At 50.6% G+C, this 12,856-nt stretch carries 12 protein-coding genes; 4 read left to right on the top strand and 8 right to left on the bottom strand.

What is annotated here, in order from left to right; translation table 11 throughout:
- The first annotated feature begins 7 nt into the window (after positions 1-7).
- Positions 8-886 (top strand): ABC transporter permease subunit, encoded by an 879-nt coding sequence (locus H8L32_RS18265; RefSeq protein ID WP_186948690.1) that lies wholly within the window; start codon positions 8-10, stop codon positions 884-886.
- A 142-nt stretch (positions 887-1,028) separates the two neighbouring features.
- On the opposite strand, the gene H8L32_RS28195 is transcribed toward H8L32_RS18265, so the two are convergent.
- Complete coding sequence (locus H8L32_RS28195) at positions 1,029-2,615, bottom strand: methyl-accepting chemotaxis protein (RefSeq protein WP_186948689.1); 1,587 nt, start codon at positions 2,613-2,615, stop codon at positions 1,029-1,031.
- A gap of 379 nt (positions 2,616-2,994) precedes the next feature.
- On the opposite strand from H8L32_RS28195, the gene H8L32_RS18255 reads away from it, so the two are divergent.
- The gene (locus H8L32_RS18255) at positions 2,995-3,327 is read left to right on the top strand and encodes a DMT family transporter (protein WP_186948688.1); all 333 of its coding nucleotides are present in this window, start codon (positions 2,995-2,997) and stop codon (positions 3,325-3,327) included.
- Between the two features lie 319 nt (positions 3,328-3,646).
- Positions 3,647-5,368: a cation:proton antiporter gene (locus H8L32_RS18250; protein ID WP_186948687.1), complete on the top strand. Its 1,722-nt coding sequence runs from the start codon at positions 3,647-3,649 to the stop codon at positions 5,366-5,368.
- A gap of 66 nt (positions 5,369-5,434) precedes the next feature.
- On the opposite strand, the gene H8L32_RS18245 is transcribed toward H8L32_RS18250, so the two are convergent.
- The 5 genes from H8L32_RS18245 to H8L32_RS18225 form a co-directional block, all read right to left on the bottom strand.
- Positions 5,435-5,875, bottom strand: a complete 441-nt coding sequence (locus H8L32_RS18245) for a hypothetical protein (protein ID WP_186948686.1) — start codon at positions 5,873-5,875, stop codon at positions 5,435-5,437.
- Between the two features lie 156 nt (positions 5,876-6,031).
- Entirely contained in the window at positions 6,032-6,328 is a 297-nt protein-coding gene (locus H8L32_RS18240; RefSeq protein ID WP_186948685.1) for a 4Fe-4S dicluster domain-containing protein, read from the bottom strand.
- Between the two features lies 1 nt (position 6,329).
- The gene (locus tag H8L32_RS18235; protein ID WP_230412296.1) at positions 6,330-6,677 is read right to left on the bottom strand and encodes a hypothetical protein; all 348 of its coding nucleotides are present in this window, start codon (positions 6,675-6,677) and stop codon (positions 6,330-6,332) included.
- A 15-nt stretch (positions 6,678-6,692) separates the two neighbouring features.
- Entirely contained in the window at positions 6,693-7,265 is a 573-nt protein-coding gene (locus tag H8L32_RS18230) for an RNA polymerase sigma factor (RefSeq protein WP_186948684.1), read from the bottom strand.
- 135 nt (positions 7,266-7,400) lie between these two features.
- Positions 7,401-10,187, bottom strand: coding sequence for a PAS domain S-box protein (locus H8L32_RS18225; RefSeq protein WP_186948683.1), 2,787 nt, complete (start codon positions 10,185-10,187; stop codon positions 7,401-7,403).
- 489 nt (positions 10,188-10,676) lie between these two features.
- Between H8L32_RS18225 and H8L32_RS18220 the strand changes: the two genes are divergently transcribed.
- Entirely contained in the window at positions 10,677-11,327 is a 651-nt protein-coding gene (locus H8L32_RS18220) for a response regulator (protein WP_186948682.1), read from the top strand.
- A 145-nt stretch (positions 11,328-11,472) separates the two neighbouring features.
- Here the strand turns inward: H8L32_RS18220 and maiA are convergent, their stop codons facing one another.
- Together maiA and H8L32_RS18210 are read right to left on the bottom strand one after the other, a co-directional pair.
- Positions 11,473-12,129 carry a maleylacetoacetate isomerase gene (maiA, locus tag H8L32_RS18215; protein WP_186948681.1) on the bottom strand — a complete coding sequence of 219 codons (657 nt, stop codon included), beginning with the start codon at positions 12,127-12,129 and terminating at the stop codon, positions 11,473-11,475.
- A 14-nt stretch (positions 12,130-12,143) separates the two neighbouring features.
- Positions 12,144-12,839: a fumarylacetoacetate hydrolase family protein gene (locus tag H8L32_RS18210; RefSeq protein ID WP_186948680.1), complete on the bottom strand. Its 696-nt coding sequence runs from the start codon at positions 12,837-12,839 to the stop codon at positions 12,144-12,146.
- Between the last annotated feature and the right edge of the window lie 17 nt (positions 12,840-12,856).

Here is a 12,856-nt window from a genome sequence, read left to right as displayed (position 1 = left end):
CCACGCCATGACTCTCTCATCGACTTCACCTGCTATCCCTGATATCGCCTATGCAGAACCTGCACAGCGCAAGACCACGCCACTATTACCAGTGGCAAAGGTATACCCTCGCCCGGGAAGTGGAAAAACGCTGGGCGTCACCATCGCCACTATCGCAATTCTGTTGCTGGGCTGGTGGATCATCACTGCCAGGGCCTGGATAGAACCTTTATTTCTGCCTTCGCCTGCGGCGGTATGGCTTGCCGCTGCGCAGGCATGGAACGGCAATATACAAGGCGGGCTGCCATTACTCCAGCATCTGGCCTGGAGTCTGTTACGGGTGTTTGGTGCATTTTTTCTTGCTGCTATCAGCGCCGTGCCGCTGGGCTTGCTGATGGGTACCAACCGTATCGTGCGTGGTATTTTTGATCCTCTCCTCGAATTCTATCGTCCGCTGCCACCACTGGCCTATCTGCCTTTGATCGTGATCTGGTTCGGCATCGACGAGACGGCCAAGATATTGCTGATCTACCTGGCCTGTTTTGCGCCCATCGCGGTCGCTACCCGCGCTGGCGTCATCAAGGTGGCATCGGAACAACTGCATGCAGCGCTGTCGATGGGTGCGAGTCAATGGCAATTATTGCGGCATGTGATCTTACCGGCAGCGCTGCCGGATATTCTGACTGGCTTGAGGATTGCCATCGGCTTCGGCTGGACGACCCTGGTTGCGGCTGAAATGGTGGCAGCCACGGCTGGGGTAGGACAGCTTGTATTGAATGCATCCAGCTTCTTGCGTACCGATATCGTGATCATGGGTATCATCCTTATCGGCATCGTTGCATATTTGTTCGATCTGCTTATGCGCCGCCTCGAACACAAACTGGTGCCCTGGAAAGGACATGACTGAAACAGCAACAGGCTTGCAGCCGGACACAGCACAGATCAATATTTGACACTGTGCGTTCCAGTGTAATACTGGGCGGGATGGTGATCACACTTAAGCAATGACACGTCCAGGCAATCCCGCCTCCAGTAAATCCATTATTTCATTAGGCAACAAGGCGCATGGATTTGTTGTTTGATGGTGCTGCTTCCACAATTTTAAAGACCCTGACCGCATCCATCAATTGTTGCGCCTGGTCCTGGGTGCTACCTGCTGCGGCAGCGGCCTGTTCAACCAGGGCGGCATTTTGTTGTGTTGCTTCATCCATCCGTATTACTGCGGTGTTGATCTGATCTATGCCCTGGCTTTGTTCAATACTGGCGGCAGTAATTTCACTCATGATGTCGGTGACGCTTCTGATGGAGTTCACAATCTCATTCATGGTCTTGCCTGCATCATCGACGAGTCTGCTGCCTGCATCCACTTTTTCTACCGAGGTATCAATCAATTGCTTGATCTCTTTTGCAGCACTGGCGGAACGCTGGGCCAGGGTGCGGACTTCGCTGGCCACCACGGCAAACCCGCGCCCCTGTTCACCGGCACGTGCGGCTTCCACTGCGGCATTCAATGCCAGGATATTCGTCTGAAAAGCGATACCATCAATCACGCCGATAATATCCACGATCTTGCCTGAGCTTTCTTTAATCGAATTCATCGTGGTGACAACATCACCCACCAGAGTGCCACCACGCACCGCCACTTCCGAGGCAGCAATGGATAAGCGGTTTGCCTGTTTGGCATTGTCCGCATTCTGCCTGACTGTTGAAGTCAGCTCTTCCATGGAGGAAGCGGTTTCTTCCAGGCTGGCTGCCTGTTGTTCTGTGCGGCCAGACAAATCCATATTGCCTTTGGCGATTTCATCGGTTGCAGTGGCGATGGAACTGCTACCCTTGCGGACACGGGCAACCGTTTCAACCAGGCTGACACGCATTTTTTCCAGACCTGTCATCAAGTGACCCATTTCATCGCGGGAAGTGGCGTGGACGGGTGCAGTCAGATCACCAGCAGCAATCGCATCAAAATGCTGCAGCATCTGATCAAGGGGCCGGGTAATGGCGCGCAACAGCAAGACACTGGAAATAATCACCAAAATCAATCCAACAATCAATGCGCTGATGCTTAACCAGCGGAAAGTACTGTTCATGGCCTGGCTGGCCATGTACTGCTGTTCTGTGCTCTTGGTCTGGTAGGCGACCAGTTCATCCGCTTTTTCTGAAAACGCGGTATACAGTTTTGCTGCCTTGCCCATGACGATGGCATCAGCATCTTCCTGTTTGCCAGCCTTTAACGCGGCTACCAGAGGTCTGAAGCCCTCGTTGAGGAAATTATTACGCTTTACAGTGACATCATCCGAAATCTTTTTTTCTTCAACGTCGCTAGGCAGTGATAAATATTTTTCCCAGGCTTTATCAGACTGACTGATAAAGTTTTCAGACCGCTTGATGGTTGCCGCCGCTTCGCTGGCATCCGGATGCATGACCACCCTGTCAATCGCAGCTCTTGCGCGCAATGCATTCACTTGAGTCTCGCCAATGGCAATGGCGGATGGTAACTGGTTAGTAAAAATATCGTTGATCGCGCTGTTGCTGCGATCACCACCAACAATACCCAGTACCGCCACGATGACCAGCAGACATCCCATGACTGCCATGGTCAGAATAAGTCTGAGTCGAATAGTAAGATTGAACATCATGGTCTCCTCAATTTGATCGTTGTAATTCATTGCTCTTAAACAATACCTATTCTGCGCCCAAGTTCTCACAAGGGTTGGTTTTGCTGGTGAATTATTGTTAAATGTTTAGCTTTTTGTGACAATTTTCGATTTCAAAATAACAAATATATCGATTTTTAAAGCATTAAGTTATAAAAAATATACCCCTTTAACAGGTGACTTTAGAAAAAATTCCTTGTCGTATCGTCTTCATCAAAACGGGAGAAATGGATTAAAAAATACTCCAGAATAATCCTTCCCGCTTTGCGTTTGCTCACAAGCTGCAACAAAGAACAAGACTGTTATTTTTATGCCCTGGCATATAGACTGACTCGTTCTTTTTCACGACAAGGGCATCAACATGAATCACTGGATTTTTCTGGGAATCGCCATCGCCGGCGAGGTCATCGCAACGTCTGCACTGAAGGCAAGCGAGGGGTTTTCGAAACCGATACCGTCGATAGTCGTTGCAGTTGGATACCTGATTGCTTTTTACTTTCTGTCTTTGACACTGAAGACCATGCAGGTCGGTGTCGCCTATGCCATCTGGGCCGGGCTTGGTGTGGTATTGGTAAGCGCAATTGCCTGGATAGTGTATGGTCAAAAACTGGATCTGCCAGCCATCGCGGGAATGGCATTGATCATCTCGGGCGTCATGGTGATGAACTTGTTTTCAAAATCTGTTTCGCATTGACTGGGCACGACGAATTCTTGATCAAGAGTCTTGACCGAAAGCAATATTGACTCTACTATTTTCCTCTTCCTGGATAAAGCCCTGTATGCTCGTCCTCAAGTGCAGAAATGCACCTGGTGACAGCCTGCGTATGGGCAAACTGCAAAGAGTGGACGGGCTCGTTGGTAAGAGCAGTGCTGCCTGACCACCCTCCTCCTGAATTCGTTCCGGGTAATCCACGTAATCCACGCAATGATATGAGCCATATATCAATGATGGCATCTCAACCGTTTGTACACACCACTCTTAATGACGAGAGTGGTTAAATTTAAGGAGCCGAATGGACCACAGTATTTCTTTGATCACGACTGTTGCAGCAGCTTTTGCCGGTGCATTGGTCCTCGGATTCATTGCTGAAAAAATTAAAGTGCCAGCCCTGGTCGGTTATCTGCTGGCAGGCATCATGATAGGCCCCGCTACACCCGGCTTTGTGGCGGATGTCAATATCGCCTCACAGCTATCAGAAATTGGCGTCATGCTGCTGATGTTTGGCGTAGGTCTGCATTTCTCACCCGGTGATCTTTTGGCGGTAAGGCGGATTGCCATCCCTGGTGCGGTCTTGCAGATGGGCCTGACCACTGCGGTGGGTGCAGTCATTGCATCCTGGTGGACCTGGAGCCTGGGTGGATCACTGATTTTTGGATTGTCACTGGCCTGCGCCAGTACCGTCGTTTTGTTGAAATCACTGGAAGCGCGCAACTTGCTGAGCACCATGAATGGCCGCATAGCAGTAGGCTGGCTGGTGGTTCAGGATTTGGTCACCGTGCTGGTACTGGTGTTATTGCCACCGCTGGCGGGTGTGCTGGGTAGTACAACAGCCATAGCGCCAGACGCGGCACCGTTGTGGATGACCATAGGCAAGACATTGCTGCAGGTATCCATATTTATCGCCTTGATGCTGGTTGTTGGTCGCCGTGCGCTGCCATGGTTGCTGTGGCAGGTTGCACGTACCGGTTCGCGCGAACTCTTCACTCTGTCGGTAATTGCAACCGCTATCGGTATTGCTTATGGTGCGTCGGTCATATTCAGCGTGTCTTTTGCGCTGGGGGCGTTCTTTGCCGGTACCGTCATGCGTGAATCCGAATTTAGCCATCGCGCTGCTGAAGAATCACTGCCATTGCGTGACGCTTTTTCTGTACTGTTTTTTGTATCCGTCGGTATGGTATTTGACCCTGCCATCCTGGCGGCACAACCTGTGCGCGTTCTTTGTGTGGTTGCCATCGTCATCCTGGGTAATTTTTTCACCTCGGCAGCTTTGGTCATCCTGTTGCGTTATCCGCTCAACACTGCACTTTCAATCGGCGCCAGCCTGGGGCAAATCGGTGAATTTTCCATCATCCTGGCCGGACTGGGATTATCACTTGGTCTGTTACCTGCCGAAGGGATGAGCCTGATACTGGCGGGTGTACTGATTTCCATAGGCTTGAATTCTTTCTTGTTCACACTGATAGGACCGCTTAGAAAATGGGCATTGTCCCATTCTGACCTGGCACGAGAACTGGATCAGCGCCAGGACCCGTACGCAGAACTGCCCATGAGTACCGAACGCAAATATCTGGAAGGCCAGGTCGTGCTGGTGGGTTATGGCAGAGTAGGCCGCCGCATCGCCAAGGCGATGGATGAAAGAGGCATCCCTTACGTCATCGCCGAGCAAAATCGTGAAATAGTGGAAGACATTCGTAAAAAAGGCATGGCTGCCGTTTCCGGCAATGCAGCAGACCCGGCGGTATTGATACAGGCGCATATTGCCAATGCAGCGATGCTGGTGGTAGCAACACCAGACACACTGAATGTTCGTCATATGGCAAAAACTGCCCGTGCACTGAATCCAGGCATAGAAATTTTACTTCGCACACATAGCGAAGATGAGTCGATTCTGTTGCGTAAAGAAGAAATAGGTGATGTGTTCTTTGGTGAAGAAGAATTGGCAAAAGGCATGGCCAATCACGTATTGAATCGCTTTAAACCAGGCGATAACTGGCACGAGAGTACACATACCTGATCACAACCCGCCACCATCTGGCTGGTGCAATGGATCAGTTGACGTAATAAATCATATTGTCAGAACTCATTTCATCAGAAGTGCGTTCTGATTTTTCCAGTCAAATTGCAATGGCGTGTCGGCATTCACTGCCAGGGAACGCACTTCCTGCATGTGCGCTACCAGCATGACTCGTTTGCGCGGGGCTTTCAAGGCAGCGGGCAAGCGACTCAGCCAATGGCTATTGGGCCCAAGCTCAGTCCCCCTTAGCGCTGACAGATGACGCGTGATCGGCAAAGGTTTGGCCGACAGGGTACGGATGAAATGATCAAGTTGCGCCGGTGAACTGAAAACCAGTTCATGTTTTTCAAATACCACATGCAAAAAAACATAGCCTTTGTGCGGTACCAGTGGCGGCGCAGGCGGCACCCAGTTGTCCGGCTGATCTGGCACCGGCACATGTACCCAATACGCAAGTGGCGCATGTCGCCAATGCTGTTGGAAACTGAAGTGAAAGACAGCTTTCATGACTGAACCCAGTATGTCATGTTGACGCGCAATGCCTGCTTTTCGGACTGACCTGATCAACCGGAAAATTCACCATGACGCGTCCTTTTATCCTGACATCGAATTCCTGGTGCTGCTACCGGAACGCTGGTATCACATTCAATCAGCCAGGGCAGCCTACTCAATCCTGCGCAGGGTAATTGCCCTTTCCGGACAGGCTGTCACACACAACCCGCAGGCGCGGCAGGCATCGGCATGTGGAGTGTAAGCGACCTTCATGCCATGTACACGTTGCTTGATCTGTGCCAGCAAACCCAGTTTTTTATAATCTTCACTACCAATGCGGCGAATTTCAAAAACATGCTCAGGACAGACCGGCACACAGTCGGCCTTGCCTTCACATTTACTGAAATTCACCACCGGGACGATGATACCGGGCTCTTGCTTGCAGATGTACTTTTCTGGCGCCTGCATGTCAGGCCTGCTCGTTATTTTTAGCGTGCGCCTGATCCCAGTGTTTTTTACGGCCAAACAGGCCATGCTGGAATTTTTCGCGTTGTTCCGGTGTCAGTTTTTCCCAGCGCTGATGCCAATGATGATGGTCACCATGCCTGTGCCAGCCTCCTGGGTGGCCGCGAAAACCGCCAAACAGGATTTTACTCAGCACCAGCAAAGCGACTGCCTGCAAGAAATTGATGCTGTGTGCGCCGATAAACAAGGCTGGCATGAGCCAGTTCCATAACATCATGACGACCCAGCTCAATGCGGCGATACCGCCGACAACCAGAATCATAAACTTCAATATTTTAAAACGATGTAACATGGTGATACTCCTCTTTCAATTCAATTCGTCAAATATGTCCTGCAAGCGGGTACGCAGATGCAGGACGGCATAGCGCTTGCGCGCCAGCAGGGTATTCACACCCAGGCCTGTTTCCGCTGCCATTTCTTTAAAACTGCGGCCTTCTATTTCATGGCCAATGAAGGCATCGCGCTGTTCTTCAGGTAATTCTTCCAGGGCATCGTACAGTTCCGCCAGCAAGGCATTGCGTGCATAGGCAGCTTCCGGCCCTTCGTCTGTCGATGGCAACAACTTGTCCAGCCAGATGTCGTCATCGTTCCCCTCCCCTGCTTCAGGCAAAGGCAGTTCCTTCTTTTTACGAAAACGGTCAATAATGCGGTTGCGCGCCACACGAAACAGCCACGCACCTATTTGCTCTATGGGTTCTGGCAGCCGGTAAGCCTCAACCAGTTCATAAAACACATCCTGCAAGATATCTTCCGCTTCACCGGCATCGGCGACACGTTTGCGTATGAAACTCCCCAGGCGGGCACGCTCGCGCAATACCGTTTCAGTGATGTGATTATCTTGATCAGCCATCAATTCGTCAGGGGTTAATGTGGTTTCCATGATGGTGTAGACGCATCATGACAAGCAATATTGTAGAGAAACGAGAAAACCACAGAAAAGTCAGGCCAGCATGCCTGCAATGACTTTTTTACCAAAACGCATTTCATCAACAGGAATGAGATGCGTTTTATGCAATTATGGAGCGGAACCAGCCTCGAAACCAGCTTCTTTCTCTATATCCCTTGCATTATTTTCATTGGCAATCTGAGGTGGGACCAGTGGCAGGGTCATGATGAAGGTGGTTCCTTCATCTGGCTGGCTGTGCAGTTGTATCTCGCCCCCCAGCACGCCAGTCACCAGGTTATAGACAATATTCATTCCCAGCCCCGATCCACCCTGCCCCAGCTTGGTGGTGAAAAAGGGATCGAATACCCGCTTCCTGACATGTTCATTCATTCCCATGCCATTGTCCGAGAAGGTGATCTGCACACTACCGTTGTCCTGCAGATGGGAGCTCAGCCGCATTTCACCGCTGGCGCGGTGCTCAAACCCGTGCGTCAGTGCATTCGTCATGAAGTTGGTCACGATCTGCCCTAGCGGCCCCGGATAACTATCCATGTTTATGCCGGGGGCCAGATCAGTCAACAGACTGTAAGGACTATTCTTGTACATCGGCGCCATGGTCACGATCAATTCTTCCAGCACCGTCTGCAAATCGAAATTTCGCCGGTGACTACTGGACTGGTCTACGGCCACCTGTTTGAAACTGCGTATCAATTCCCTGGCCATGCCAAGAGTACGCATCAGCAGTTCAGTCCCCTTGCTGGCAGTATCTACATAGGTGTCCAGTGTTGAACGCTTCAGTTTGCCTGCACTGATATCCTGTATTAATTCCCTGGTTTTGTCTTGCAGGGTACTTGCAACGGTTACACTATTGCCGATGGGGGTATTCAGTTCATGCGCAACCCCTGCCACCAGTGAACCCAGGGCTGCCATTTTTTCGGCACGCACCAGTTCATCCTGGGTATGTCTGAGTGACGCCATGGCAGACGCCAGCTCGGCATTCGCCTGTTGCAGATTCTGGGTACGCGATTTCACCCGCTCTTCCAGCTGTGCCGTCATCTCGCGGATTTCATGCTCGACTTCTACCTGTCGGGTCACATTCAACAATGAGAAAATACACATGCGTTTGTTGTGCATTGTGATCAAGCGGGCCGACAGCACGAAAATCAGTCTGGCACCATCTTTGGGCTTCAGATGAATTTCCATCTGATCTACCTTTTTGTCACGCAGTAAGGCCAGATCAAATTCTTTTCGCTTTTCCAGCTGGTCATCAAAACCAAGTGCGCTGGTAAGCTGCCCAACCACCTCGTCTCTGGCATAGCCGAACTCCTTGAGCCAGACATCATTCACTTCGACGATGCGGTCCGTCTTCACATCCACCAGACCCAGAGGAATTGGTGACAACTGAAACAGGGTGGAATATTTATGTTCATTTTCGCGTAACAGCGACTCGACTTGCAAGCGCGTTGCTTCTGCCGCGATTTCACTATCGATATTGCGTGAAGACAGCAGCAAATAAGCTTCATTTCCCGCTTCAAATTTGGAACCTGAAATGCGGCATTGCGTCACCAGACCGGTTCTGCGGCGAAACGACACTTGCATGTCCCTGACTTCACCGTCCCGATTGATGCGGGCTATCAATTCGTCGCGCTGCTCGGGCTTGGCCCATAAATTCAATTCATTGGAGGTACGTCCTATGACATAGTCACGGGTGTAACCGGACATCGGTTCCCAGTTACGGTTAACATCTATGTACTGACCGGTACCCATCCTGGTAATGGTGAGTATGTCGGGCACCAGTTGAAACACGGTCGCCAGGAGTTTTTCACGTTCCTGTAATTCCCGTTCTGCCCTTACTTGCAATTTCTCCACCTGGCGCAGTGTCGTCACATCCTGCATGGCATAGGCGATATACGGCTCACTGCCTGCATCAAAGCGTGTACCGGAAATCAGCACATGATATTCATGTCCCAGCTTGTGCCGGTATATCGTTTCATAATTATTAACCTCGCCATCACGCGCGAGGATGGCGAGCATTTCCGGGCGCTTGCCTGGGTCTGCCCATAAATTCATTTCCAGTGAATAGCGTCCCAGCGTTTCATCCCTGGAATATCCGGTAACGGTTTCCCAGTGACGGTTTACGTCGAGATAACATCCATCTTTTTCGCGACATATGGCCAATACATCAGGAACCATCTGAAATACTTTTTCGAACAGTGCATTGCGCTCTTTCGACATACGCTCTACCTGCTGACGTTCCTGTATTTCCTGTAACAGGTTTTCATTGATGCGGTGAGCATCTTCCTGTTGACGCAGCAAAGCTGCCACCATAAACAACATGCCTATGGCAAGATCAAGGAATGCCCCTATGGCAAAACCCAGCGAGGCAAACCCGGCATATTCCCGCAACAAGGGAAAATCCAGCAGGTGTACGCCCTTCAAAAAAATCAGCGCACCGAGGGCAAGGTAACCCAGGCTATGCCGATCATTTTTCATACGCCAAAAAGTCAGGCCCGTGGCAATCAGCATGCAGCCCGCCAGACTGTAAACCGGCAGCGTACGCCAGAACAAGGTGGCACCGGTCAGAAACGTCATCAACAACCACATAACGGCAAGTGCAAAGCCCAGCATGACAGGCATGACATGCACCGTCACGCCATAAAAGATTCTGGTACCTGCCCATAAAAAACAGACATAAGCAAGCATGGACATATCGGCGGCAAGAACCAGCAGGGGTGCATGGGTGACTGCCAGCAAATTGCATGCACTGCGCAAAACCAGAAAGGCGTACGCCAGCGCCCAGCAACGGGTAGTCCGGACATGCACATTCAAATGCTGCACATAAAACAGCACCAGCATGGTCAGCAAGGAAGCGATCAATGAACTGCTAATGGCGGCGGGAAGAAAGGAAGGAGGCATGGCTATCCTGCGACGCTATCGAGAGCGGAAACCTGGAGTTACCATCAACATCTCCCAAATGAGGCTTTTTAGTATTGACTAATCGCAAAGCATCAGGCGGTGCAATACCTGTCTTTGTTTGCACTCTGTTTAATTCATTTTAATTGAATACCAGCACTTGTCTGCAAATTTAATTGGCGGTTCAAAGCAATGGATTGTTAACAAATGCAAGGCCGATCTGCACTTTAGCCGTGCAGACCACCGGCCTTTACCAACAGATGATCACCAGGGCATGTGGCTGCGTAGTCTCATTGCATAGCATCTGACTCTGCCAGCCTGTTTTCCTGCACTGATTTAATCAGATCACAGGGCCAGTTCAACAATCATCAACGTACTGTGTTGCAATAGTCATTATTTAACATATTTCATTTCTTTAAGCTTGATTAAGCTGAGCGCTTCACATAAGATTAAACGAGAAGTAAGACAATTCAAGCAACAGGGAGCGCACTGATGAAGAATCAACACAGTAGAACACCCGGCTTGTTACAAAATGATCTTTATGCCGCCGTCATGGCTTGTGATGCGATGGCAAAAAATGAAAGATCATCGGGTAATGGTTTTTTTTCGTATCTGGATGGTAAATTTTCATCCGACGCTGCACTTGGCAGCACCCAGGACGATGATATTATTGATTTTATTGAAGAAGACGAAGAATCATTACAACCCAGGATTGAATTACATCCGTGGAAAATACTGATCGCGGATGATGACAGCAATGTCCACGATACGACCTTGCTGGCGCTCAGCGGCGTAAAAATCCACGGTCGACCACTGGAGTTTGTGCATGCTTACTCGGCAAAAGAAGCCGGTGCCGTCATCGGCAACAACCCAGATATCGCTCTGGTGCTGCTGGATGTGGTGATGGAAACCGTCGATGCCGGCTTGAAACTCGTCAGCGTGATACGTAATGAAATGGGCTTGACCAATTTGCGTATTGTGTTGCGTACCGGACAGCCAGGCTATGCACCAGAACAACAGGTCAGCGAGGCTTTTGCGATTGATGGCTACACCACCAAATCCAAACTCACACGTTCGCTACTGATTTCCGTTTTGAACGACACCCTCAAGATTGACAGCGACGATTCCGAATTACCCAACTGAATCTGCCCCCCCTCCATATACATACAGCAAGGGCCTCAATAGAGGCCCTTGTCTTTTATATTTTTATATTTTTATACCGTCATTCTGCACCGGCACGCTGCCATCTACGTACAATTACTTAATGTCGTCGCGACTCGGTTCATCATTATTCAGCATCAGGCTGATTGGCTGGTGCTGCCTTGATGAAAGCCGGATGTTCAAGGCAAGCCTGGTGTATGCGCATCAACACCGGCATGCCCGATAAATCGCAATTGAAACGCTGGGCGTTGGCAATCTGCGGCACCAGGAAACAGTCCGCCATGCCTGGTTCGTCACCAAAACAGAAACGTCCGGTGCGCGCATCCGTCGCCAGCTTTTGTTCCAGCACTTTCAGGCCTTCGTCGCACCAGTGCCGGTACCAGGCATTCTTTTGATCATCACTTACCTGTAAAGTTCCAGTCAAATAGCGCAATATCCGTAAATTGTTGACTGGATGGATTTCGCAGGCAATGGACAAAGCCAATGCACGTACATGTGCACGTTCTATTGCACTCGACGGCAACAGGGCGGGCTGTGGATACACTTCATCCAGATATTCAATCATGGCCATGGATTGCGTCAGCGTCACGGCATGGCCTTCATACTCATCCTGCAAAACAGGTACCAGTGCATCGGGATTGAGTGCGCGGTAAGCCGGGGCAAATTGCTCGCCCCCGTTTTTCACCAGATGCACGGCCACCTGTTCATAGTCCAGTCCTTTCAGGTTCAACGCAATTCTTACTCTATACGATGCCGAGCTGCGGAAATAGCCATAAAGTTTCATCATATATCCGCCACTTAAACCAGTTTGACTTTCAAGTCACTCAGGCCGGCAATACTGGCCTCAAGCAAATCACCACGCTGTACGGCTGCAACGCCTGCGGGTGTGCCGGTATAAATCAGATCGCCAGGCTGCAAGGTATACAACTGCGACAGGCAGACAATGATTTCAGACAGATTCCAGATCAGTTTGCCGGTATCACTGTCCTGACGGGTTGCCCCATTTACGTCCAGCCGTATGCTCGCCTGTTCCATACCGGATACCGTATCAGCAGTATGAATGGCACCGATGGGTGCAGAAAAATCAAAGCCTTTGGATGTACACCATGGTCGTCCCTGCGCTTTTGCTTCAGCCTGCAAATCACGACGTGTCATGTCCAGGCCAACTGCATAGCCCCAGATATGGCTGAGTGCATCTTCTTCACGAATATCCTTGCCGCCCTTGCCTATGGCCAGCACCAGCTCGACCTCATGATGCAGATTGCTGGTCATGGAAGGATAAGGCATTTCCCCCACGTTACCAGAAGCGACAGGCACGATCGCGTCAGCCGGCTTCATGAAGAAAAACGGTGCCTCACGACCGGTTCCGCCCATTTCTTTTGCGTGCTCTACATAATTGCGGCCAACGCAGTAAATCCTGTGTACAGGGAACAAGGCCGTGCTGCCAGCCACCGGAACAGCAGCCTGGGGCTGAGGGGGAATAAGGTAATCCATGTCATCTCCGATCAATG

The sequence above is a fragment of the Undibacterium hunanense genome (assembly GCF_014284335.1).
GTDB classification, from domain to species: Bacteria; Pseudomonadota; Gammaproteobacteria; order Burkholderiales; family Burkholderiaceae_D; genus Undibacterium; species Undibacterium hunanense.
This window is presented reverse-complemented; position numbering and strand designations above follow the sequence as displayed.

Coding starts and splice junctions, on each gene's coding strand:
- H8L32_RS18220 (WP_186948682.1), top strand. CDS start 10,677: ATGAAGAATCAACACAGTAGAACACCCGGCTTGTTACAAAATGATCTT.
- H8L32_RS18255 (WP_186948688.1), top strand. CDS start 2,995: ATGAATCACTGGATTTTTCTGGGAATCGCCATCGCCGGCGAGGTCATC.
- H8L32_RS18250 (WP_186948687.1), top strand. CDS start 3,647: ATGGACCACAGTATTTCTTTGATCACGACTGTTGCAGCAGCTTTTGCC.
- H8L32_RS18210 (WP_186948680.1), bottom strand. CDS start 12,839: ATGGATTACCTTATTCCCCCTCAGCCCCAGGCTGCTGTTCCGGTGGCT.
- H8L32_RS18240 (WP_186948685.1), bottom strand. CDS start 6,328: ATGCAGGCGCCAGAAAAGTACATCTGCAAGCAAGAGCCCGGTATCATC.
- H8L32_RS18265 (WP_186948690.1), top strand. CDS start 8: ATGACTCTCTCATCGACTTCACCTGCTATCCCTGATATCGCCTATGCA.
- maiA (WP_186948681.1), bottom strand. CDS start 12,129: ATGAAACTTTATGGCTATTTCCGCAGCTCGGCATCGTATAGAGTAAGA.
- H8L32_RS18245 (WP_186948686.1), bottom strand. CDS start 5,875: ATGAAAGCTGTCTTTCACTTCAGTTTCCAACAGCATTGGCGACATGCG.
- H8L32_RS18225 (WP_186948683.1), bottom strand. CDS start 10,187: ATGCCTCCTTCCTTTCTTCCCGCCGCCATTAGCAGTTCATTGATCGCT.
- H8L32_RS18235 (WP_230412296.1), bottom strand. CDS start 6,677: ATGTTACATCGTTTTAAAATATTGAAGTTTATGATTCTGGTTGTCGGC.
- H8L32_RS18230 (WP_186948684.1), bottom strand. CDS start 7,265: ATGGAAACCACATTAACCCCTGACGAATTGATGGCTGATCAAGATAAT.
- H8L32_RS28195 (WP_186948689.1), bottom strand. CDS start 2,615: ATGATGTTCAATCTTACTATTCGACTCAGACTTATTCTGACCATGGCA.